Here is a 21,745-nt window from a genome sequence, read left to right as displayed (position 1 = left end):
GCTGATGCCGAGCAGCAGCGTGAGCAGCGCGACGCCGAGCAGCCCGGCACCCAGGACGTCCAGCGTGACGTGCTAACCGGCCGAACACCGGGGTACCGATGGCGGACGCGAGCAGGGCCACGGTGAGTGACCACGCTGGAACCAGCGCCCGGTGCTGTGGATCGTCTGCCCGGTCCGGTGTGCGTGCGCTCGGTGCGGCGGTGGGCTTCCCGACGCCGGCTCTGGCCCTCCCCTGGTCGTGCCTCGGGTTCTGAACCTATGCCGCCTCAACACCTGAAGTACCAGATAGCGGTCTGTTGCGTCCCGGAGGTGAAGTGTCAGGAGGGCCACCCGTGCGGTGGTGCCGAAAAGTAGCGACTTTGCTCCGCGCAGTGGCTTTCGCCCCGCTCGTCCGATGAGGATCGGACCAGCGGAGGAGGAACATACGGATGTTGCGCCAGCGGCCGGTGAAGTGGGGTCATGGGATACGCGCCTGGGTTCGCGGGCACCGGCGGGTGAGCGGCGGCGTAGGTGGGGTCCTCCTGCTACTGCTGGTAGCGGCCGCCCTCGCGCCGGCGCCGGGGTCGGGCGCGACCCGCTCCGGCGCGGTCGGCGCGCTGGCCGAGCCCGCGCCGGTCGCGATACCGACCACCCCGGGGCCGTCGCCCGCGCCCCCGGTGGCGCCGCCGGCTCCGTCGGCGGTGCCGCGGCCGTCGGTGGCGCCCGCCCGGGTGGCAGTCGCGCCGCCGCCCGCGCCCCCGGTGGCGTCCACATCCCCCATGGAGACGACGCCGGCCGCCGAGCAGGCGGCGGCGCCCACGCCCATGCCGTCGGGCCCCCCGGACCAGGCGCGGCCCACCCGCCCGGCGACCGCGTCCTACCGGTCCTGCGCGGACGCCCGCGCCGCCGGCGCCGCGCCGCTGCACAGGGGCCAGCCGGGGTACCGGTCCGCGCTGGACGACGACGGTGACGGGACCGCGTGCGAGCAGGACAGGCCGTCGGCGCTGTGCGACGAGGGCGCGGGGGCACGGCGAGGCGGGCTGCCCATCCTGGAATACCTGAGCTGCTGGCTGCCCGATCTCTGAACCGCGCTCCGTGGGTGGCTTGACATGTACCCCCTAGGGGTATGTAGCTTGCGATCGGCGGGGTGACTCACCGGCGGAGATCGCCCCGACGGCCGCCGGGCACGGGTCGACGGCCCGCGGCCGACCCGGCCGGATCGACCAGCGGAGGCTCCGATGAGCTCGTTGACGACCAGCGGCACGGATGACCGGCTCGAGCTCGACCTGATGATCGGTGGGATGACCTGCGCTTCGTGCGCGGCACGGGTCGAGAAGCGGCTGAACGGGCTCGACGGGGTCACCGCGACCGTGAACTACGCGACCGAGAAGGCCCGGGTCACCTTCCCCGCCGACCTGCCGGCCGCGAGACTCGTGGAGCAGGTGAAGGCGGCCGGCTACACGGCCGCCCTGCCGCCGCCCCCCACACCGGTGCAGCCGCCGGACGGTGCCAACGACCGCCGTGGGCCGGTGGCCTCTGCGGCCTCCGATGCGGCCTCTGAGACGTCCAGCGTGGGCGGCCGGGACGCCGCCGACGAACGCACGAGGGCCCTGCGCGACCGGCTGCTCGTCAGCGCGGCGCTGTCCGTTCCGGTGATCGTCCTGGCGATGGTTCCGGCCTGGCAGTTCACCTACTGGCAGTGGCTGTCGCTGACGCTGGCCGGGCCCGTCGTGGTCTGGGGTGCCTGGCCCTTCCACCGGGCGGCGTGGGCGAACCTGCGCCACGGCGCGACGACCATGGACACGCTCATCTCGATGGGCACGCTGGCGGCTTTCGGCTGGTCGCTCTACGCGCTGTTCCTCGGCGACGCCGGCGAGCCGGGCATGACCCACGGCTTCAGCCTGGACGTCTCCCGCGGCGCCGGCACGGACAGCATCTACCTGGAGGTCGCGGCCGGGGTGACCACGTTCATCCTGGCTGGCCGCTTCTTCGAGGCGAGGGCGAAGCGGCGGGCCGGAGCCGCGCTGCGGGCCCTGCTCGACCTGGGCGCGCGGGACGTCTCCGTCCTGCGCGACGGTCGGGAGACACGGGTGGCCATCGGGGCGCTCGCCGTCAGTGATCTGTTCGTCGTCCGTCCCGGCGAGAAGATCGCCACGGACGGGACGGTGGTCGAGGGTGTCTCGGCGGTGGACACGTCGATGCTGACGGGGGAGTCGGTGCCGGTGGAGGTCCGGCCGGGTGACGCGGTCGTCGGGGCGACCCTCAACGCGGGCGGACGGCTGGTCGTGCGCGCCGGCCTGATCGGTGCCGACACCCAGCTCGCACAGATGGCCCGGCTCGTCGAGGAGGCGCAGAGCGGGAAGGCCCCGGTGCAGCGGCTCGCCGACCGTGTCTCCGGGATCTTCGTGCCGATCGTGATCAGCCTCGCGGTCGTGACGTTCGGTTATTGGTGGGGTGCCGGCGAGGGGCTGACCGCGGCGTTCACCGCGGCGGTGGCCGTCCTGATCGTCGCCTGCCCGTGCGCGCTGGGGCTGGCCACCCCGATGGCGCTGATGGTCGGCACCGGCCGCGGTGCCCAGCTCGGCATCCTGATCAAGGGCCCGGAGGTACTGGAGTCGACCCGCCGGGTCGACACGATCGTCCTGGACAAGACCGGCACGGTGACCACGGGGCAGATGACCCTGCTGGACGTAGCGGTAGCGGCCGGGGAGGACCGGGCCGAGGTGCTGCGGTTCGCCGGCGCGGTGGAGCACGCCTCGGAGCATCCGATCGCGCGGGCGATCAGCCGGGCCGCGGCCGGTTCCTTGCCGTCCGTCGCGGAGTTCGCCAACCTCGAGGGCCTCGGGGTGCGGGGGGTCGTTGAGGGGCGTGCCGTTCTCGTCGGGCGGCCGCGCCTGCTCGCCGACTGGGCGCAGCCGCTGCCGGCGGAGCTGGCCCGGGCGGCGCACTCCGCCGAGGAGGCCGGGCGCACGGCCGTGGCGGTGGCCTGGGACGGCCGGGCCCGGGGCGTGCTGACGGTCGCCGACGCACTCAAGCCGACATCGGCCTCGGCCATCGGCCAGCTGCGCGGGCTGGGGCTGCATCCCATGCTGCTGACCGGCGACAACCGGACGGTCGCCCGAGCCGTGGCGGCCGAGGTCGGGATCGCGCCCGCGGACGTGATCGCGGACGTCCTGCCCGCGGACAAGATCGAGGTTGTCCGCGGGTTGCAGGCCGAGGGCAAAGTCGTCGCGATGGTCGGGGACGGGGTCAACGACGCGGCGGCGCTCGCGCAGGCCGACCTCGGCCTGGCGATGGGGACGGGCACCGATGTCGCGATCGAGGCCAGCGACCTGACGCTGGTCCGCGGCGATCTGCGGTCGGTGGCGGACGCCATCGGGCTGGCCCGGCGCACCCTGACGACGATCCGCGGCAACCTGTTCTGGGCGTTCGCCTACAACGTCGCCGCACTGCCGCTGGCCGCCGCCGGCCTGCTCAACCCGATGCTCGCCGGGGCGGCGATGGCGTTCAGCTCGGTGTTCGTGGTGGGGAACAGTCTCCGGCTGCGGCGGTTCGCCCCACGGCGCGGCCCGGATCGACCCGGACTGTCGGGGTAAGTCCCTTGCTCGTGGAGTGCGTCCCACGCCAATCTGCTCATAAGCGTTGACGAACTGGCGGTGACGTGTCTTGCCCGGTGCAGACATCGGCCTGGTCAGGGAGTTGCGGCCGTGATGCCTCCGGTGACCGGCCGGGCGCGGGCATGGCGACGTGAACTGGCTGTCCTCGGTGGCTCGCAGCGCGGGCCTGGCACAGAGAAGGGCTCAACCGTGACGGAAGACCTGTACTGGGACCCGTTCGACAAGATCATCGACGTCAATCCGCATCCGCTGTGGCGCCGGCTGCGGGACGAGGCACCGGTCTACCGCAACGAGAAGCACGACTTCTACGCGCTCTCCCGGCACGCGGACGTCGACGCGGCCCACGTCGAGCCCGAGACGTACAGCTCCGCGCACGGCACGGTCCTCGAGCTCATGGGGCCGGAGCCGTTCAACACCGGCCAGATCATCTTCATGGACCCGCCCACGCACACGCTGCTGCGCGTCCTGGTCTCGCGGGCGTTCACGCCGCGACGGGTCGGCGGGCTCGAGGGGAGCATCCGCGAGATCTGTGCAGAGCTGCTGGATCCCCAGATCGGCGGCGGCGGGTTCGACTACGTCCAGGACTTCGCCGCCCAGCTCCCCTCTCTGGTCATCTCCAAGCTCATCGGCGTCGACGAGGCCGACCGGGAGGAGATCCGGCAGACGATCGACCAGACCTTCCACATCGAGGAGGGCAAGGGGATGATCAACGACGTCTCCTTCGCCGCGCAGATCAAGCTGCACACTTACTTCTCCGAGCAGATCGACGCGCGGCGCACGGCCCCGCGCGACGACATGATGACCGGCCTCGCCGAGGCCGAGATCACCACCGACGAGGGCGCCCGCCGGCTCACCACCTCCGAGGCCGCCGACTTCACCAACCTGCTCGTCGCCGCCGGTACCGAGACCGTCGCCCGCCTGCTCGGCTGGGCCGGTGACCTGCTCGAGGCCCACCCGGACCAGCGTGCCGAGCTGGCCGCCGACCCGTCGCTGCTGGGCAACGCCGTCGAGGAGACGCTGCGCTACGAGTCGCCGTCCCCCGTGCAGGGCCGGGTGAACACCCGTGAGGTCGAGCTGCACGGCACCACGATCCCGGCAAAGTCCAGGATCCTGCTGCTCACCTCGTCCGCCAACCGGGACGAACGCAAGTACCCGGACGCGGACCGCTACGACATCAGGCGCAACTTCGACAGCCACCTGGCGTTCGGCCGCGGCCCGCACTTCTGCCTCGGTGCGGCGCTCGCCCGCATGGAGGGCCGGATCGCGCTGGAGGAGACCCTGCGCCGCTTCCCGAACTACGAGGTCGACCGAGACAACGCGGTGCGCCTGCACACCAGCACCGTGCGCGGCTACGAGAAGCTGCCCATCAAGGTCTGAGTGAGCATCTCCCCGCGCGGCGCGCGCCGCGCGCCGCGCGGGGAGTCCGGGACCGGGTCTGGTTACGCGGGTCCGGTCCGGTGCCGGCCCGCCGCGCCGGTGGTCGGAGCCGCGGTCGGGATCGCCTGGATGGCGGCCAGAATCTCCCGGGTCTGCTCGGGGCCGAACGACGGCGGCGGCGTGAACGTCGTGCGGGTCGCCAGGCCGCCGAGGCGCTCGGCGATGCGGGCGGGGACGTCCGCGGGCGCCGCGACGATGCCGAAGGTCTCGACGACGTCGTCGTCGATCAGGGCGGCCATCTCGGTCCACCGGTTCTGCTTGGACAGCGCGGTCAGCTCGCTGCCGAGATCGCCCCAGCCGTGCAGCTCGAGCACGGCGCGGTAGGCCGGGGTCGACCCGTAGAAGGAGATCTGGGCGCGCATCCTTGCCAGCCCTTCGGTGATCTCCTGGTCGGTGCCGGTGGCGACGAACCCGCCGGCGACGATGTCGAAGCCGTCCAGCGTGCGGCCCGCGCGCTGCCGGCCCGCCAGCAGCGCGGGAACGGTGTGCTCGCGGATCCAGCGCGGGCTGGTGAACCAGTGGCACAGGAATCCGTCGGCGACCTCGCCCGCGACCCGGGTCATGACGTCCCCGACGCCGGCGAGGAGCACCTGGGGTGGCCCGAAAGGGTGCGGCTTCGGGACGAACGCCGGCGGCATCAACGTGTGCCGGTAGTACTCGCCCTCGAAGGCGAGCGGGGTGCCCTCCGACCAGGACGACCAGATCGCGCGCAGCGCCAGGACGAACTCGCGCAGCTGTGGCGCGGGCCGGCCCCACGGCATCGAGAAACGGCGGGTGATGTGCGCCTTCACCTGCGAGCCGAGGCCGAGCCGGAGCCGGCCGCCGGAGAACCCGTGCAGGTCGTGCGCGGTGTACGCCAGCGACATCGGCGAGCGGGACAGCGCGACAGTGATCGAGGTGCCCAGCTCGATCGCGGACGTCGCGTCGGCGGCGAGGGTCAGCGGGAGGAACGGGTCCTGGTTCACCTCCCCGGTCCAGATGGCGTCGTAGCCGGCGGCCTGCGCGGCGCGGGCCTGGCCGGCAGCGATGTCCAGCGAGCCAAGGGTGCTGTCGACCTTCACGTTGCCGCCTCCTCGACGTCGCCCCGCGGGCCGCCTCCCGCGGGGCTCGTATGTCCTGAAAGCTAACAGCGGACGGACGGTCGGCGCCGGGGCCGACGCGTCAACGTTTAGCACCGAGTGATCGGCATGGGTTGGGCGTGGGCTTCATGACGTATATGGCGACAGCGAAACGCGAATGAGAAGAATGCCCGGCGCGAGGTGGCGTCGCCCGGGTCTCCACCGCCGCGGCCGAGCGCCGTCGCGCCCCGATGCCGTGGCCTTCCTGCGGTGTGTAACAGGTGGGCGCGGGCCCGGTAAAGACCGGATCCGGACAACGATCCTTCATTTCCGCACGGCGGTGCGACCGAGCCTCGGTCAGCCGGTATGTTGTGCCCTTGAACGCGGTGATCGCCGGTACCCCCGGTGGTCGCCGGTCCTCATCGTGGAGGTGTCTCATGAAGCGCATCGGAATGATCGTCATGCTGGTTGCTCTCGTCGGTGGCGGTTTCCTCGTGCGGCGCCAGCGCAGCAGCTAGGCGGCCCTGTCTGCCCGCGTGGCCCGGGCTGACGGGAGCGGGCCGACGACATGACGGGCACGGCTCCCTACCGCTGTCACGCAGGGCCCGGTTGTTTTCTGATTTTTTTCCGGCATTCACCCGCCGGGTGTCTCCCGGTATTCGCCGGTGATCGGTGGATTACCCCGGTGCGCGCGCCGGTGTGATCCTTTCGGCAGCGCTCCGGCGGGGACCTAGACTGCGCCGGGTGCACCCATTCGATGTGCCGATCTTCGGCGCGCAGCGCCCGGAGCTTGTCCAGGCGGTGGTGGATTACGCCCGCACTCGGATGAGTCTGGATCCCGTCCCGCTGGACGGTCCGAGCCCACCGGCCGAGCTGTCCGCGCGGGCCGGGCGCACGATCACCCCGGAGGGCATCGGTGGTCTCGCCGCGCTGCGGGTGTTCGACGAGGTGCTGTCGCGTGCCTGTATATCGGCGGACCACCCGCGCAACCTCGCCTTCATCCCGGCGGCGCCGACCCGGGCGGCGATCCTGTTCGACCTGGTGGTCGGCGCCTCGTCGATCTACGGCGGGAGCTGGCTGGAGGGCGGCGGTGCCGTCCACGCGGAGAACGAGGCGCTGCGCTGGCTGTCCGACCTTGTCGGCTTCCCGCCGGGGGCCGGCGGGGTGTTCGTCCAGGGCGGGACGGTCGGCAACGTCTCGGCGCTCGTCGCCGCGCGGCACGCCGTCCGGGCGCGCCGGGCGGCCCGAGGGCTCCCTCAGCCGCCGCGCTGGCGGTTCCTGTGCGGCTCCGAGGCGCACTCCTCGCTGCGCCAGGCGGCCGAGGTCATGGACGTCGACCTGGTGGTCGTCCCGACCGGCGACGACGGGCGGCTGACCGGCGGGGCGGTGGCCACCGCGCTCGACGAGCTCGCCGGCGACGGCGGGGTGTTCGCCGTGGTGGCCACGGCCGGCAGCACCCAGTTCGGGATCGTCGACGACATCCGCGGTGTCGTCGACGCCTGCCGCCGGCACGACGTGTGGGTCCACGTCGACGGGGCCTACGGCCTCGCGGGCGCCGCCGCCGCGTCCGTGCGGCACCTGTTCGACGGCATCGAGGAGACCGACTCCTTCATCGTCGACCCGCACAAGTGGCTGTTCGCGCCGTTCGACGCCTGCGCGCTGGTGTACCGCGACCCGGCCGCGGCCCGCGCCGCCCACGCGCAGCAGGCGGGCTATCTGGAGGTGCTCGACACGCCGGGGGCCTGGAACCCCTCGGACTACGAGGTCGGGCTCTCCCGGCGGGCCCGCGGCCTGCCGTTCTGGTTCTCGCTCGCCACCTACGGGACACATGCGTACGGTTCCGCGGTCGAGCGCTGCCTGGCGACGGCGCGGACGGCGGCCGACCACATCCGGGCCCTGCCGTTCGTGGAGCTCGTGCGCGAGCCGGAGCTCTCGGTCGTCGTGTTCCGCCGGCTGGGCTGGCCGGCCGAGAGCTATCACCGGTGGACGGAACGCCTGCTCGCCGAAGGGCTCGCGTTCGTGACCCCGACCGTGCACCGGCAGGAGACGGTGACCCGGTTCGCGATCGTCAATCCGGCGACCACACCGGAGGACATCGACCTGATTCTCGCCACCATGGCCTGAACGCCTGAACACGCACATGGCCTTTACCGGCGATCGCCCATGGGCTTCACAAGCGATGCGGCCGGGCCTCCGGCCGGCGTTCCGCCGGAGGCCCGGCTTTCAGACTGGCAGACTGTCATCCCGCGGCGAATGGTGTCGCCAGTGGGAGGTCAGTACCCCACCGTGTACCGCTTGTTGCGGAACCGCGGCTTCTCCACCTCGTCCAGGACGGCGAACGCGAAATCCTCGTACGAGATCCCGATGTTGCCCTGGGCGTCGGTCACCGGGCGGTCGCCGGCCGTGCGGTAGGCCTCACGCCGGCGACCCGGGCCGAAGTTGCGCGGCGGCGGGACGATGCAGGTCCACTTGAGGTTGTGCTTGGCGGCCCGGAGGACGTCGAGCGCGTCGGCCTGGTCGAGGGCCTCCTTGCGCTCGGCGGCGGGGAACTCCTGGGTGTCGACGATGCGCTCGCCGTCGGCGTTCTCCAGCAGCCCGCCGTTGCCGATGTGGATGACCGCGGGCGCCTTGGCACCCAGCTTGTTCGCCACCTCGACGACCGCGCGCGCGGTGTTCGCATGTTCGGGCCGGGTGCACCCGGCGAGGGCGACCACGACCACGTCCGCGTTCTGCGCCTGCTGCTGGACCATGTCGCGCCCGGTGACGTCCCCGGTGACGGCGGTGGCCTGGCGGGGAACCCCTTTCAGCGCGTTCTGGTCCTGGTCGACCGCCGTGACCTCGTGGCCGCGCCTGACGGCTTCGGCAACGATGGACCGCCCTACCTGACCGCCGGCACCGAGAACAACGATCCTTGCCATTCCTGACCTCCGGATTCGGGTGACGCAGTGACCGTGGAGATATCGATCCGCTGACGGAACGACGGTGGCATGGTCACGGATCTTTACCTTGCGTATCGACTATGACACGCTCCGGAGTCAATGCAACTCGGCTTCGTTTGCGATCGGGAACAGCGAACCGGAACAGTGAACCGGAACAGAAGGCCGCACACCGCGGTCGAGAAGTGCCGACATCGCGGTCGAGAAGTGAAGGTCGACGGCCGTGAACTCACGGCGGAGGCCGTCACCGGCCCTGGTGGAACGGGGCAGGTGACGGCCATGGTCGGTGGTCGTGCCGGGCCGTCAGACGGCGGTGTCGCCGCCGGTGTTCCGGGCCGGGCTTTCTGGGCGGTGGAGGTGGGATTTGAACCCACGGAGGGGTTGCCCCCTCACACGCTTTCGAGGCGTGCGCCCTCGGCCACTAGGCGACTCCACCGCGGGCTAGCTTACGCGACGTCGTCCTGGTCCGGTTAGTCGGGGGTGCGCGGACGGCGTGCGTCGCGGCGTTGCGTCCGCCGGTCGGCGAAGAAGGCGGCGAGCTGCTCCGAGCACTCCTGCCCGCGGACGCCCGCGACGACCTCGGGGCGGTGGTTCAACCGCCGGTCGCGGACGACGTCCCACAGGGAGCCCACAGCGCCGGCCTTGTCGTCCACGGCGCCGTAGACGAGCCGGTCCACCCGGGCGAGGACGAGGGCCCCGGCGCACATGGTGCACGGCTCCAGGGTGACCACGAGGGTCGCCCCGGTCAGGCGCCAGGAACCCAGCCGGGCCGCGGCCTGGCGCAGCGCGACGACCTCGGCGTGGGCGGTCGGGTCGCCGGCGGCCTCGCGCGCGTTGTGGCCGCGGCCGAGCACCGCCCCGTCCGCCGCCACGACGACCGCGCCGACCGGGACGTCCCCGGCGGCCCGGGCGAGATCGGCCTCGGCCAGGGCGAGGCCCATCGCCTCGCGGTAGCCGTCCGTCACCGGTGCGCGGGTGACCGTCACCGGCGGGCCGGTGGCAGACACCGGTGAGCGGGTGTCAGCCACGGACCTCGTCGAAGATCTCCCCGGCGCCGGCCCGCTCGCTGACCGCGCTGATCACGTCGGCGGGCAGCATGCCCTCCTCGGCGATCAGCTCCAGCAGCGCATCGGCGGTCGTCCCGAGATCCGCCAGCAGGTCGAGGTCGCCGACGGGGGACGCCTGGCCCACCGGGGCGTCGTCCTCCGAGTCGTCCTCGAGCGCCACCATGGACGGGAGCGCGTCGGCGAAGAGCCGCTCGGCGAGGTCGGAGCTCAGCAGGGCCCGGCGGTCCGAGAGGAAGACCCCCGGATCGGGGTCCTGCGCGCCGATGCGCACGATGGCCAGGTACTCGTCGTCCTCCTCGACGAACGCGATGACCGTGCCCGAGGAGAGGTCGTGCATGGCGTCGACGAGCGCGTCGAGATCCTCCATGTCGGCGATGTCGAGGTCGTGAGCCGTCCATCGCTCGCCGTCACGGGCGATCGCTATCCCCTTGGTGGTCACTGTCTGTCCTCACGTCCCTTCCCGCCGGGTCCTCACGTGTCCTCACGTGATCTGTGCGTCCGCCGACCCGGGGTGATGCCCCATCACTTCTGTGATTCTCACCTCTGGGCGTCCTACTCATCCACCTGGGGCGGTGGTTGCCCGCTCATGAGTGCTCCCGGACACTCGGCCGGGGGCTCGGGTCAGGGCTGGGTCTACCCACTTGGCGGCGCCACCGCCGCGGGCGCGGGACGGCCGCGAGGCGGCGTGCATACCGCGAACCGCGCGAACGGCGCACAGCGCGGGGTGGGCACCGGCGGCGGGTGCGGGCATGGCAGTCTGGAGGAGCGATGATGACCCCCCTGCCACGCCGCCGGTTCTCCGCCCGTACCCAGGCCGCGCTCGCCGTCGAGCGACTGGCCGCTGAGGCGTCCCGCCGCCTCGGCCGGGGCTCGGGCGAGATGATCGGCGGCAAGCTCGCCCTTCGGATCGCGCCGGACGCACTGGCCGAGGTCGGCTCCAACCGGCTCACGGCATGCGTCTCGGCCACGAACGGCAAGACGACCACCACCCGGCTGCTGGCCCGCGCGCTGGGGACGCTCGGCCCGGTCAAGTCGAACAGCGGGGGCGCGAACATGGCGCCCGGCGTGCTGGCGGCGCTGTCCAAGCCGCCCTACGACGCGGCCGCCGCCCTCGAGGTCGACGAGATCTGGCTCCCCAAGGTGGCGCGGGCGATCGAGCCGCGGGTGGTGCTGCTGCTCAACATCTCGCGCGACCAGCTCGACCGGTCCAACGAGACGCGACGCATCGCGGCGCTCTGGCGCGAGCTGGGCGCTGACCTGCGCGACACCGTCGTCGTGGCGAACGTGGACGACCCTCTTGTGGCCTGGTCCGCGATGACCTGGTCCCGCCAGATCTGGGTGTCGGCGGGGCAGAACTGGACCGCCGACGCGATGGTGTGCCCGCAGTGCGCCCGGCTGCTGCACCGCAACGCCACCGGCTGGTGGTGCGAGTGCGGCCTGGCCCGGCCGGAGCCGATCGTCTCGGTCGCCGGGCTGGGCGAGCTGATGTGGTTCGGGCGGCGCATTCCGGCGCACATCGACCTGCCGGGGCGGGTGAACCTCGCGAACGCGGCGATGGCCGCGGCCGCGGCGCGCGAGTTCGGCGTCGACGTCGAGGACGCGCTCGCCGCGATGCGCGGCATCGGTGACGTGCAGGGCCGCTACCAGGAGGTGCCGCTGGGCCCCGACGGGAAGCTGGCCCGCCTCCTGCTCGCGAAGAACCCGGCCGGCTGGGTGGAGATGATGGAGCTGCTCAACTCCGCCCCGCCACGTCCGGTGCTGATCGACTTCAACTCGCAGACGGCGGACGGGCGCGACCCGTCCTGGATCTGGGACGTCCCGTTCGAGCGGCTCGCCGGCCGCCAGGTGCTCGTCACCGGAGGCCGCAAGGAGGACATGAGCGTGCGGCTCGCCTACGCCGAGGTGCCCCACACCGTGCACGCCGACGCCGAGGACGCCGCGACCGCGGCGAACGACAAGGCGCTGGACGTCGTCGCGAACTACACCGCCTTCCGCGACCTGCTCGTGCGGACGACCCGGTGAGCCGCGAGTCGGCGACCCGGATCGCCCTGATCTACCCGGAGCTGCTCGGCACGTACGGCGACGGCGGCAACGCGATCGTGCTCGCCCAGCGGCTGCGCTGGCGGGGGCTGCGGGCGGAGATCGTCGAGGTGCCGGCCGGCGAGGTGGTCCCGGCCGACTGCGACATCTACCTGCTCGGCGGCGGCGAAGACGAGCCGCAGGTGCTGGCCGCGGACGGCATGCGCCGCAACCGTTCCCTGACACGCGCGGTGTCGGGCGGCGCAGCGGTGCTCGCGGTCTGCGCCGGCTACCAGGTGATCGGGGCGAGCTTCCCGGCCGGCAACGGCCGGGTCCACGAGGGCGTCCACCTGGTGGACATGGAGACCCGCCGCTCGTTCGACCCGCCGGACGTCCCGCCGCCACCGCGCGCCGTGGGCGACATCGTGGTGGAGCCCGACCAGCGGCTCGGCCTGCCGACGCTGTACGGGTACGAGAACCACGGCGGGCGCACCCGCCCGCTTCCCGGGTCCCGGGGCATCCCGCTCGGCACGGTGCGCCTCGGCGTCGGCGACGGCACCCCCGCGCGCACCGACGGCATCGTGGACGGGAAGGTCATCGGCACCTACCTGCACGGGCCGGTGCTGGCCCAGAACCCGGCCCTGGCCGATCTGCTGCTGACCTGGGTGCACGGCCGGCTGGCGCCGCTGGACGCGCCGGTCGAGGCGGACATGCTGCGCCGGGCGCGGGCGCGGGCGCTCGCCGGCGGCTGAGTGGGCGCCCCGCGGACGGCTGGGAAGTGCCACCCGACGTCGTCCCGCCCGGGTCCGCGTTGACGCGCTGGGCTGAATCCGGCGATTTCCGGGGGCCGGGTGTGGTTCGGTTGGATCGTGGCGTCGAATCCCCTTGCCGGCTGGTGGGGCAAGAACAAGAGAAACGTGATCATCGCCGGGGTGGCACTTGTGGCCATCTGGTGGCTCGTCGCGGCCAATGGCCGTCCCAAGGTCGAACGGGTCACAATCCCGGATGGCTATCCGTCAGCCGACCGGGAACTGCTCGTTCAGGCACCCTCCAAACCGAATGACCCGTTGCCCCTGGTAATCATCCTGCACGATGACAATACGGATGCGAGTTCACTGGAACATGACAGTGACGCGTCGTCGCTGGCGAACCGCCGTGACTTCGCGCTCGCCTTCCCGGAGGCGGTCGCCGGTACCTGGCGACTCGACGACCCGAATGGAGCGGACCAGCAGTACCTGCGCGACGTCGTCCGCTACATGGACGAGGAACGCACCGACATCGACCTGAACCGGATATACGTCTGGGGTATCGGGGAGGGTGCGCGGCTCGCCCTGCTCGCCGCCTGCTCGCCCGGCCCCCCCGTCTACGCGGCGGTGGGCGTCGTGGGACAGTTCGAAGCGGAGCCCGGCCCCACCTGCGACAACGTCACCCAGCACGGGCGGGTTGCCGAGACGGACTGGGACAAAAAGGTCAGCAGCACGTTGTGGGACTTCTCCCGCGACCTTCGCCGGAAGGTCTGATCCAGTTCGGTTCGGTGCGCTGACCAGACAGTTCGCGCTAGTAGCAAAGAACTAGTCATTTAACAGATTGGCCGGCCGCCGGCCCCGCCGGGGACGGCTTGCTGGCCATTTCGGGGCTTGCGCCTGCCGCGGTGCTGTGTGTGGGTTGCGGCCCTGTGTGCCCGCGTCGCCGGGTCTCTGGTGGGTCCGCGGCCCTGTGCGTGCCGCGGCCGTGTGGGCCGAGGGGCCGGGCGCGGAGGTGCGCGTTCGCCGCGCGGAGGGGTCCTTCGAGTTTTCCCGGAGCCCCGGCCGTCCCGCCCCGCGAGGGGTGGGACGGCCGGGGCCCGAGCGGTCCGTCGACGTCGCCGGGAGGGGGGGTAACGGCCCCGACGGACCAGCGGGCGGCCGGAAGGCTTGAGGGGGTCCGCTGGCCGCCGGCCCGATGGGGGGGGGATCGGACAGACGGCCAGCGGAGTCCGGGGCCTTCCGGCCGGACGGACGTCAGATGGGGGGGGGGATCTGACGTCCGTCCCACCGGAAGGATCTCGGATCGGTGGGGTGCGGTTGACTTTCGCGTGGGCTGGTACTGGGGGTGGGTTGGTTCGAATGGGGGTGTTGCTGCCTGGTAGTGGCAGTCTGGCCGGCTAAAGCTACATCTACGCTACTTATGCCGAAGTAGAATGATGTCGCAACGGCCTACCGTTCATGGCTGTCGGCCAGCCCACTGGAGGCGCCACGTAGCGGAATCGTCACGGAAGGTGCCGGAATCTACCCGCGGTAGAGCTACTCCAGACGTTCCGAGGCACAGACGTTCCCGAGCAGACATGACGCCGACGGTCCGGTACAGGGGACCTGGTGAACTCCGGAAGACCCGCCGGGCCGAGGTTGATCCCGACAACCCCGACCCGGCGGCGGAACCGCGCGCGACCGGAGGGGGAGATCGCGCTGCGGCTCGTTCCGGGGGACGGGGCGTCTGCGTTCGGGCAGCCCCGTCCGAGCGGTGCGTGGGCTTGTGGAACGATCGACGTCGAGAACAGCCAGTCTCCTGGCTGGGCCGTGGGCCCGCCGTTCTCAGGTGACGCGGCCGACCAAGTACGAGGTCGTGTAGATCGTCTGAAGCTTGACGACATCACCAGTGCGGGGCGCGACCCACATCTTGCCGTCGCCGGCGTAGATGCCCATGTGGTAGATGTTTCCGGGGCTCCCGAAGAAGATCAGGTCGCCGGGCGCCTTGTTGTACTGGGAGATATGGGTGGTGGCCGCGTACTGCTGGTCGGTGGTACGCGGCAGGCTCTTGCCGAGCTGCCGATAGATGTACTGCACGAGACCGGAGCAGTCGAAGGCGTTGGGACCCTCGGCGCCGTAGACGTACGGCTTGCCGGCCTGTAGCGAGGCCAGGTAGACGGCCTTCTCACCGAGGGTGTTGGTCGGCAGGTTGACGCTGACCACCGGGGTGTTGACGTTCACGCCCGTGCGGTCCGCGCTGCGGGAGGCCTGTGCGGGCACCGGCGGCGGAGCCGGGCGGACGTGCAGCGTGGCGTCGTTCTCCGAGTGCGCCGACTGGAGGGCGTCAGTGCCGTCGAAGATCGCCGTGACATTCGTGGTGGTGAGCACCTTCGCGGTGTACGACGCGAAGCCGCGGTCGTCCGTCGTCAGGTGCAGGAAGGTCGCCCACCCGGTCGGCAGCTTGACCTGGACCTTGATGAGCTGGTCCGGGATCGGGGCCTGGGTCTCCTCGTTGTAGAGCGAGAAGCCGATGTTGACGGGCTCGTCCGCGTTGACCGTGACCTCGGGGTTCGTCACGCGCAGGCCGACGTCGATCTTCGACGAGAGAGTCGGCGCGGAGATGTCCGTGGTGGCGTCGAGAACGGTGCCCGAACCGCCGCCGGTAGCGGTGGCGGCCTGGATGGCTCCGTCGACCGCCAGCCGGGACCCGATCTGGGTCGCGAGCGTCATCGGGGCGGTGTTCGTGCCGTCGTCCAGCGCGACGTCCGAGTTGACATCCTGGGCGCACCCGGCGAGCGCCACCCCGGAGACCGCGACGGTTCCGGTGGTGATGGCCGCGACGGTACGGGCCCTGGCTCTGGCTCGGCTGGACGCCGTGGGGGCGGACGGCGCACGGTGGCGACCGCGCCCTTCCTGCCGGCGTCTCTCAGCATCAAGCTGCACACTTTGCGCAGACAACGTTGCGTTCCTTCCCGTACGCCTGCGAGGTGAGCTGTCGGGTTCGGGCTGGGCTGCCCGGTCCATAGCGCGACCTTCACGCGATGGACTTCACCCCTAGGCCAGCGCCGTGTCGTGGCGCCAGCCGGTGGAGGTGGGTCCCCCGCTCCTGCCCGTGGTGACGACTCGGAGGGGACACCAGGACCGCGGGCAGGATTCGGCGTTCGGTCCGGTGTTGTCGTGACGTCGGAAGCGAGACTAGTCCACACGGATGGTGCGGGTAAACACTAGTCCTCCTCAACTACGTCGAGTGTGCAAAGAAGTGTCCCTTGCGGCGCCGCATCTGCCCAGGTCAGGAGGGGTGCTGAGCCTTCGGTCACGTTTTTGGACGCCCACACGAGGATCACGTCCCAACACGTTAGGTGACCAGAACTTCCTGGCTTGCGCGGGGGTTTCCCGTACCGGCCGACCGGGCTGGGACTACCCGCGGAGCCCCTCACGGCCCCGGTTCGCTCCGTCCCCGGCCCGTCTCTTCCCGCCTCGATCCGGCGGCCGCGGACGACCGCGCGGCCCGATCCCCAGGACCCCTTCGAGGTGCTCCTGGGACGTGAACGGATCGACGCGGCGCCGGCGGGCAGGAGTCTCCCGGAAGCCCCACCGAGCACCGCCGCCGGTCCAGGTTCCGCCTCCGGAACCTGGACCGGCGAGATCATCCTTGAGGCGGTGGCGCCCGCCGGGCTCGTGCCCGCGGAGATGGCTCCGGACGAGCCCGAGCCTGACGGGATCGAGCCTGACGGGATCGAGCGGGTGCGCGACGTACCCGTCCTCGTCGGCTCCCGGGCGGCTCAGTGGTGGTGCGCTCCGAGCAGGACGAGCGTTTGGGAGCCGAACCCGGCCTGATCTCGCCCCGAAAGTGCGAAACGGACACCAAACGGCGAGGTGGACCCCGATGGGCGAGCGCGCCGACGGCGCGCCCGGCGGGATCGCCGCTCAGCGAGCCCGGCCGTTGCGCCGGGTCAGGAAGCCGGAGCTGTTGAGGACCTGGAGCTCGATCTCGAGCTGCTTCACCTCGGGCGGCAGCGAGCGGTGGCTGCCGTGCAGGGCCTCGACGGCCGCGCGGGCGTGCTCGGCCAGGTCGTCCAGGGCCTGCTGGCGCTGGCGCATCCGCGCCCGCTCCTCCTGGATGGTCCGGACCGTGTCCTCCTGCCACTGCCGTGTCCGGATGAGGTGCTCACCGGCGTCCGCGGCCTGGCGCTCGGCGTCCTCGAGCCGGCTCAGCAGGGCGTCCAGGGCCTCGAGCCGGCTCGCCAGCTCGGCCATCAGGTCCTCGCGGTCGGGCAGTACGGAGATCTCGTGGTGCCGCGGGCGTGGGTGCGTCATGCCCGGCTCCGGCGGCTGGCAGCGGCACCGGGCCAGCCCGTGGGCGTCGCGGCGCGGCCCGGCAAGGCGTGGGATGTGCGCCACCACGCCACTCGCGACCGTCGCCGAAGTTCCGACACGGTTGGTTACGTTAGTCGACGCATCGGGTTTCCGGCATGCGGTCGGCCGGATCCGGCCGTCGGCCAACAGACGGCGACGGAGACGGGTGTCACGTATCGGGTGTCGACCAACGGATACCCCTGTCTGTGCGGGATCAACCCGACTTGCCGCGCGGGCAGACGACGTTCGGACTCGATACCCACAACAACCCGTACCGCCACGGGATGCGGCTAGAGGCGCCGGAAGCGGATTCGGCCGCTCCCGGCCGCGGGTCTCGCCGACGATGATGGTTACTGTGAGTAATATCTCTGGCTTCGGTGTCGGCTATGTCGCGCGCTCCGGCACCCCGGCCGGGCGCGGCATACGCGGTATACGGAGCGCGATTTCCGTTGATCGGATGAACGAGCTGTCGGGCACTGCGGCCACCATCGGTGAGATCGTCGGACAATCGAATCGGGCGGCGCGAATCTGGCGCCTTCCCGATCTCCAGCCGGAACGGCTACGCGCAGCGCTGATCGGATCGATGCCTATCCGATCGGCTGATGGCCGCTTGGCGGGTCCTCCCCGCTGGGCTGATTCGGCGTGATCTCCCGCCTGTTCCTGGTGAGCCGTACCGCTGCGCCGGGAGATCGATCCGACGACCTGCGTCGGACGGCCCGAGACCAGAGCTGTGCGGCGTCGCAATGACCGGTCGCCGGCGCGGTTCCGTGGTCGTGAGCGGGTCGACGCGAAGTCAGGGAGCGGCCGCGGAGTCATACGGAGGGCGAGTTCCGTTCAGCAATCCTGGTGGTGCACTGGATGTTGTTCCAGGCCCGGTGGGGGCGTCGAACGGCCGGTCCCCTCCGGTGATCGGATCGACATCCACCGGGCATTTCCGCGGCTGCGGGATATGACCTTCGGTCGGGCCGCTGCTTCCTCGGCCGGGTATGGGCCGAATGGCCTCCGGGCTCGCGGGCCTGAAGGCCTTCGCCTGCGAGCGGTCGAGCCGGCGCGGTGCCTGCCTCCGGTCTGACGGTGACGCAAGGTCATGGTCTCGGAGGGCTCGGCTGTCGCCCGGAGCTCGGCGCGCCCGCCAAAAAACGATCTTCAGTGTGGCGTTCCACCCCGGTCGAGCGGGCGGCGTCGGCCACCGGGGCCACGGTCGCACGCGGGCCTGCCGTGGCGCCGCGGTCCTGGTGGACGGGGCCGGTGGCGCACCTTTCGGGTCTCCCTGGACGGGCGGACCGTAACGGGCCCCGCGGCCGCCCGGCCCGAGCGGCACCGGGGCGGCATCGGGATCAGCGGTGTCCCACGGGGATAGCACGGTCGCCGACCATATGGTGTCCGGATGATGTCCACGGCGGACGGCACACCTGACCTTCCTGACGCACCGGCGGGCGCACCGACGGGCGCGCCGCCGTCGGTGCTCCTCGACGCGCCGATCAGCGCCGTGGTCGTCTATCCCACCGCCGCGCGCGTGACCCGCCGTGGCCGGTTCGATGTCGCGACGCTCGGCTCGCCGTCCGAGCGGGTCGAGGTGACTCTCAGCGGGCTGCCGCTCGAGCTCGACGAGGACTCGGTGCGGGTCAGCGGCACCGGCTCCGCGCGGGTGCTCGGGGTGCGGGTCGTCTCCCAGGCCCGGGCTACCCCCGACGCCGGTGCCCTCGCCGACCTGCGCGCCCGCCAGGCCGAGCTGCGCGCGCACCTGGCCGAGATCGGCGACGAGGACGAGACCGAGCGGGCCCGTCGCTCCTTCCTCGACGTGGCCGCCCGGGTGGGAGCCGGCGCCCTCGCGCGCGGCTGGGCACACGAAGGCACCGACCGCGAGGGCGACGGGCCCGGGGACGCGGCAGCCCGGCTGGTCACTGTCGGCGACGCGTTCGCGGCGCAGATGTCGGCCGTCCACGCGCGCCGGCGGGCGCTCGCCGAGCGGCGGAAGGAGACGGAACGGGAGCTGACCGTGCTCGGCCGGGTCATCGAGGCCCGCCACGCGCGGCCCGAGCCGGACACCCGCGCGATCGTCGTCGACCTCGAGCCGCCGACGGCCACCGAAGGCCCGGCGGAGGGCGTGCTGGTCGACAGGACAGCCTCGCTGGTGGACCTGGAGGTCTCCTACCTGGTCCGTTCCGCCTCCTGGAGATCCGGCTACGACGCACGGCTGGACGGCGAGCGGGTCACCCTGACCTGGTTCGCGATGATCAGTCAGCGCACCGGCGAGGACTGGCCCGTGACGGACCTGCGGCTGTCCACGGCCCGCCCGTCCAGCGGCGTCGACCTGCCCGAGCTGAGCCCGCAGTATGTGGACATCGCCCGCCCGCGGGTCCTTCCCCGCGGGCGGGCCAAGGCGTCCGGCGAAGGCAGGGGCGGTGGCGGCGACGGCATGACGACCTTCATGCCGGCGGCGATGGCGGCGCCGGCACAGGCCCCGCCGCCGATGGCTGCCGCCGAGGCCACGCTGGAGTCGGCCGGCCCCGCGTCGACCTACCGCCCGCCGCGGCCGGTGGCGGTACCCGCGGACGGGGACCCGCACCGCACCACCGTGGCAGTGATCGAGCTCGACGCCGTTCTCGACCACGTCACCGTGCCCAAGCTCGCCGCCGAGGCGCTGTTGCGTGCCGCGGTCGTGAACACCTCGTCGCACACGTTGCTGCCAGGTAAGGCGTCGGTCTTCCACGGCCCGGAGTTCGTCGGCACCACGCGCCTCGAGCTCGTCCCGCCCGGCGGGGAGATGGAGCTTCGGCTCGGGGTGGACGACCGCATCAGGGTGGAGCGCGAGCTGGTCAGCCGGGTCACCGGCCGGCGGGTGGTCGGCAACACCCGGCGGACGGACGTCGTCCACCGCACCACCGTCACCAACCACGCGCCGATGCGGGCCCGGGTGACCGTGCGGGACCAGGTGCCGGTCTCCCGGCACGAGAACATCCAGGTCAGGGAGGTCGTGGCCGCTCCCGCCGCCACCGAGCACACCGATCTGGGGCTGCTTACCTGGGAGCTGGAGCTCGAGCCGGGCTCGAGCCGGGAGATCACGCTGTCCTACCGGCTCGAGCACCCTCGCGGCGTGGAGATCACCGGCTGGGGCGACTGACCCGGCGCCGCCCGCGGGCGGTCACCGGGGGAGAGCGGTGGTGGAGGCGTCGAGCCCGCGCGTCCAGCCGCCCTCCTTGATCTGGCCGTTGTCGCCGATCACGGCCCAGTCGATCACCGCGGAGGCCGGGATGACGACGGGGCTGCCCATCCGGACGTGGAGCAGCGCGGGGTGGGCGCCGTCGTTGAGGCTCCGGCCGCGGATCGAGTGGAGATCCGGCCAGGACGACACGATGGCCCACAGCGCCTCCACGCCGCCGGGGACGGGCATCTGATGACGCATGATCAGGTGGCCCAGGGGTGGTAGCTCCTGGCGGATCAGAAGACTGCGAGCGTGGCCGAGCCGCGAACGGGCGGCGATGATCGCCTCGCTCAGTGGGGTGGGGGCGACGCTGCCGAGCATGTGCTGAACAGTAGCCGAAACCTTCCGTACCGTAGGCATGGTCCTGTAAGGACTGGGAAAAATGTGTGATTCGGGTGGACGACAGCCGCTGGATGTGTAAGCGGAGTGGTGCGGTCGGATACGCGTCGGCGTAGCTTGGTGGTATGGGAGGTCTGCCATGGCCGACACCAACAAGACGGACCACAGCGACCACAGCGATCACGACAGCCAGGACCACAACAACCAGGATCACGACAGTCAGGCTCGCTCCCTGACCGGTCTGGTCCACGCGGCACACCGGGATGCCAGCGACCTGCTCGAACTCGCCGGCCGGGCCCAGGTGCTCCCCGCGGACCCTCGACAGACCCTGCACGCCAGTGACGTGGCGGTCGCGGCCTTCAGCGCCCACCTGAGCGTGATGGAAAGTGTCGTGTACCCGCGGGCGGCCCGGCTGGTTCCGCACGGGCGGGCGCGGACGGCGGCCCTGCGCGGGCTGGCGCGCGAGGCGGCGTCGGTGATGCGGGGGATGGAGCAGTACGTCCAGGGGGATCTGAACCGCCCGGGCCGCGGCCTCGCCGAGCTCCGTGACGACCTGACCGACCTCGCCGCGGCCCATGCCCGCGCCGAGGACCAGCTGCTCGACGAGCTGGAGTCGGTCCTCTCCGACACCCGGCGGCGCCGGCTGCGCACCGACTTCGAGCGGGCCATGCGGCGGGCGCCCACCCGGCCCCATCCGCACCTCGGGCACGGGCCGAGCCGCTCGAGCCGGCTCGCGGCCCGCGTCGCCGGGCGCTGGGATCACCTGCTCGACACCATGGACGCCCGGGCGGTGGCGGGCCGGCCGATCCGCGCGCCGGCACCCGCCGGGCTGTGGGGCTGGTACCTGCTGGGCCGCCCGACCGCGGACCAGCCGCAGCGGGAGCCGAGCCGCCACGCCCGCACGACCGCCCCCTGACTGTTCGCCTCCCGGCTCTGTTCGCGTTCTGGCCGGGTGCGTCCCGACCGGGCGCCTTCTGGCCGGGCGCGCTCCCTGACCGATCCGCGCC

The 21,745-nt window shown here is 72.0% G+C and carries 17 protein-coding genes, 1 tRNA gene and 1 riboswitch; of the genes, 10 read left to right on the top strand and 8 right to left on the bottom strand.

The window, feature by feature from the left end; all coding sequences use genetic code 11:
- Window positions 1-428: 428 nt before the first annotated feature.
- The 3 genes from FRANEAN1_RS37575 to FRANEAN1_RS32605 all read left to right on the top strand — a co-directional run bounded on the left by FRANEAN1_RS37575 (window position 429) and on the right by FRANEAN1_RS32605 (window position 4,973).
- On the top strand, window positions 429-1,064 hold the full coding sequence (locus FRANEAN1_RS37575) for an excalibur calcium-binding domain-containing protein (protein WP_020463948.1): 636 nt from the start codon (window positions 429-431) through the stop codon (window positions 1,062-1,064).
- 153 nt (window positions 1,065-1,217) lie between these two features.
- Window positions 1,218-3,575 (top strand): heavy metal translocating P-type ATPase, encoded by a 2,358-nt coding sequence (locus FRANEAN1_RS32610; protein ID WP_020463947.1) that lies wholly within the window; start codon window positions 1,218-1,220, stop codon window positions 3,573-3,575.
- A 210-nt stretch (window positions 3,576-3,785) separates the two neighbouring features.
- Window positions 3,786-4,973 (top strand): cytochrome P450, encoded by a 1,188-nt coding sequence (locus FRANEAN1_RS32605; RefSeq protein ID WP_041255035.1) that lies wholly within the window; start codon window positions 3,786-3,788, stop codon window positions 4,971-4,973.
- 62 nt (window positions 4,974-5,035) lie between these two features.
- On the opposite strand, the gene FRANEAN1_RS32600 is transcribed toward FRANEAN1_RS32605, so the two are convergent.
- Window positions 5,036-6,094, bottom strand: a complete 1,059-nt coding sequence (locus tag FRANEAN1_RS32600; protein WP_020463945.1) for a TIGR03617 family F420-dependent LLM class oxidoreductase — start codon at window positions 6,092-6,094, stop codon at window positions 5,036-5,038.
- An 822-nt stretch (window positions 6,095-6,916) separates the two neighbouring features.
- Here FRANEAN1_RS32600 and FRANEAN1_RS32595 point away from each other — a divergent pair.
- Window positions 6,917-8,215: an aminotransferase class V-fold PLP-dependent enzyme gene (locus FRANEAN1_RS32595; protein WP_347177271.1), complete on the top strand. Its 1,299-nt coding sequence runs from the start codon at window positions 6,917-6,919 to the stop codon at window positions 8,213-8,215.
- A 149-nt stretch (window positions 8,216-8,364) separates the two neighbouring features.
- On the opposite strand, the gene FRANEAN1_RS32590 is transcribed toward FRANEAN1_RS32595, so the two are convergent.
- The 4 genes from FRANEAN1_RS32590 to FRANEAN1_RS32575 form a co-directional block, all read right to left on the bottom strand.
- Window positions 8,365-9,009: an NAD(P)H-binding protein gene (locus FRANEAN1_RS32590; RefSeq protein WP_020463943.1), complete on the bottom strand. Its 645-nt coding sequence runs from the start codon at window positions 9,007-9,009 to the stop codon at window positions 8,365-8,367.
- A 367-nt stretch (window positions 9,010-9,376) separates the two neighbouring features.
- Window positions 9,377-9,463 (bottom strand) — tRNA-Ser (locus FRANEAN1_RS32585).
- A gap of 34 nt (window positions 9,464-9,497) precedes the next feature.
- Window positions 9,498-10,055, bottom strand: a complete 558-nt coding sequence (gene tadA, locus FRANEAN1_RS32580; protein WP_020463942.1) for a tRNA adenosine(34) deaminase TadA — start codon at window positions 10,053-10,055, stop codon at window positions 9,498-9,500.
- Window positions 10,048-10,533 carry a tRNA adenosine deaminase-associated protein gene (locus FRANEAN1_RS32575; RefSeq protein ID WP_020463941.1) on the bottom strand — a complete coding sequence of 162 codons (486 nt, stop codon included), beginning with the start codon at window positions 10,531-10,533 and terminating at the stop codon, window positions 10,048-10,050. Before FRANEAN1_RS32575 ends, tadA begins: the two co-directional genes overlap by 8 nt.
- 329 nt (window positions 10,534-10,862) lie before the next feature.
- Here FRANEAN1_RS32575 and FRANEAN1_RS32570 point away from each other — a divergent pair, with 329 nt between their 5' ends.
- The 3 genes from FRANEAN1_RS32570 (at window position 10,863) to FRANEAN1_RS32560 (ending at window position 13,633) form a co-directional block, all read left to right on the top strand.
- Entirely contained in the window at window positions 10,863-12,116 is a 1,254-nt protein-coding gene (locus FRANEAN1_RS32570; protein ID WP_020463940.1) for a MurT ligase domain-containing protein, read from the top strand.
- Window positions 12,113-12,865 (top strand): cobalamin biosynthesis protein CobB, encoded by a 753-nt coding sequence (locus FRANEAN1_RS32565; protein ID WP_020463939.1) that lies wholly within the window; start codon window positions 12,113-12,115, stop codon window positions 12,863-12,865. Before FRANEAN1_RS32570 ends, FRANEAN1_RS32565 begins: the two co-directional genes overlap by 4 nt.
- A 117-nt stretch (window positions 12,866-12,982) precedes the next feature.
- Window positions 12,983-13,633 carry a PHB depolymerase family esterase gene (locus FRANEAN1_RS32560; RefSeq protein WP_243657505.1) on the top strand — a complete coding sequence of 217 codons (651 nt, stop codon included), beginning with the start codon at window positions 12,983-12,985 and terminating at the stop codon, window positions 13,631-13,633.
- A gap of 1,050 nt (window positions 13,634-14,683) precedes the next feature.
- Here the strand turns inward: FRANEAN1_RS32560 and FRANEAN1_RS32555 are convergent.
- The gene (locus tag FRANEAN1_RS32555; RefSeq protein WP_049795808.1) at window positions 14,684-15,640 is read right to left on the bottom strand and encodes a C40 family peptidase; all 957 of its coding nucleotides are present in this window, start codon (window positions 15,638-15,640) and stop codon (window positions 14,684-14,686) included.
- A gap of 161 nt (window positions 15,641-15,801) precedes the next feature.
- A riboswitch (cyclic di-AMP (ydaO/yuaA leader) is annotated at window positions 15,802-16,008 on the bottom strand.
- A 208-nt stretch (window positions 16,009-16,216) separates the two neighbouring features.
- Here FRANEAN1_RS32555 and FRANEAN1_RS32550 point away from each other — a divergent pair.
- On the top strand, window positions 16,217-16,675 hold the full coding sequence (locus tag FRANEAN1_RS32550; RefSeq protein WP_157472872.1) for a hypothetical protein: 459 nt from the start codon (window positions 16,217-16,219) through the stop codon (window positions 16,673-16,675).
- A gap of 90 nt (window positions 16,676-16,765) precedes the next feature.
- Here FRANEAN1_RS32550 and FRANEAN1_RS32545 read toward each other — a convergent pair whose 3' ends face one another.
- Complete coding sequence (locus FRANEAN1_RS32545; RefSeq protein WP_020463936.1) at window positions 16,766-17,155, bottom strand: hypothetical protein; 390 nt, start codon at window positions 17,153-17,155, stop codon at window positions 16,766-16,768.
- A 1,426-nt stretch (window positions 17,156-18,581) separates the two neighbouring features.
- Between FRANEAN1_RS32545 and FRANEAN1_RS32540 the strand changes: the two genes are divergently transcribed.
- Window positions 18,582-20,318, top strand: a complete 1,737-nt coding sequence (locus FRANEAN1_RS32540; RefSeq protein WP_020463935.1) for a DUF4139 domain-containing protein — start codon at window positions 18,582-18,584, stop codon at window positions 20,316-20,318.
- Window positions 20,319-20,339: 21 nt separating this feature from the next.
- Here the strand turns inward: FRANEAN1_RS32540 and FRANEAN1_RS32535 are convergent, their stop codons facing one another.
- Window positions 20,340-20,720, bottom strand: coding sequence for a hypothetical protein (locus FRANEAN1_RS32535; protein WP_157472871.1), 381 nt, complete (start codon window positions 20,718-20,720; stop codon window positions 20,340-20,342).
- A 157-nt stretch (window positions 20,721-20,877) separates the two neighbouring features.
- On the opposite strand from FRANEAN1_RS32535, the gene FRANEAN1_RS32530 reads away from it, so the two are divergent.
- Window positions 20,878-21,654: a hemerythrin domain-containing protein gene (locus tag FRANEAN1_RS32530; protein ID WP_020463933.1), complete on the top strand. Its 777-nt coding sequence runs from the start codon at window positions 20,878-20,880 to the stop codon at window positions 21,652-21,654.
- The last annotated feature ends 91 nt before the right edge of the window (window positions 21,655-21,745 follow it).

This window comes from Parafrankia sp. EAN1pec (assembly GCF_000018005.1).
In the GTDB taxonomy this organism is placed as follows: domain Bacteria; phylum Actinomycetota; class Actinomycetes; order Frankiales; family Frankiaceae; genus Parafrankia; species Parafrankia soli.
This window is presented reverse-complemented; position numbering and strand designations above follow the sequence as displayed.

Excerpts from the sequence above, each read along its gene's own strand:
- FRANEAN1_RS32610 (WP_020463947.1), top strand. The coding sequence starts at position 1,218 with ATGAGCTCGTTGACGACCAGCGGCACGGATGACCGGCTCGAGCTCGAC.
- FRANEAN1_RS32535 (WP_157472871.1), bottom strand. The coding sequence starts at position 20,720 with ATGCTCGGCAGCGTCGCCCCCACCCCACTGAGCGAGGCGATCATCGCC.
- FRANEAN1_RS32595 (WP_347177271.1), top strand. The coding sequence starts at position 6,917 with ATGAGTCTGGATCCCGTCCCGCTGGACGGTCCGAGCCCACCGGCCGAG.
- FRANEAN1_RS32590 (WP_020463943.1), bottom strand. The coding sequence starts at position 9,009 with ATGGCAAGGATCGTTGTTCTCGGTGCCGGCGGTCAGGTAGGGCGGTCC.
- FRANEAN1_RS32540 (WP_020463935.1), top strand. The coding sequence starts at position 18,582 with ATGATGTCCACGGCGGACGGCACACCTGACCTTCCTGACGCACCGGCG.
- FRANEAN1_RS32530 (WP_020463933.1), top strand. The coding sequence starts at position 20,878 with ATGGCCGACACCAACAAGACGGACCACAGCGACCACAGCGATCACGAC.
- FRANEAN1_RS32570 (WP_020463940.1), top strand. The coding sequence starts at position 10,863 with ATGATGACCCCCCTGCCACGCCGCCGGTTCTCCGCCCGTACCCAGGCC.
- FRANEAN1_RS32545 (WP_020463936.1), bottom strand. The coding sequence starts at position 17,155 with ATGACGCACCCACGCCCGCGGCACCACGAGATCTCCGTACTGCCCGAC.
- FRANEAN1_RS37575 (WP_020463948.1), top strand. The coding sequence starts at position 429 with ATGTTGCGCCAGCGGCCGGTGAAGTGGGGTCATGGGATACGCGCCTGG.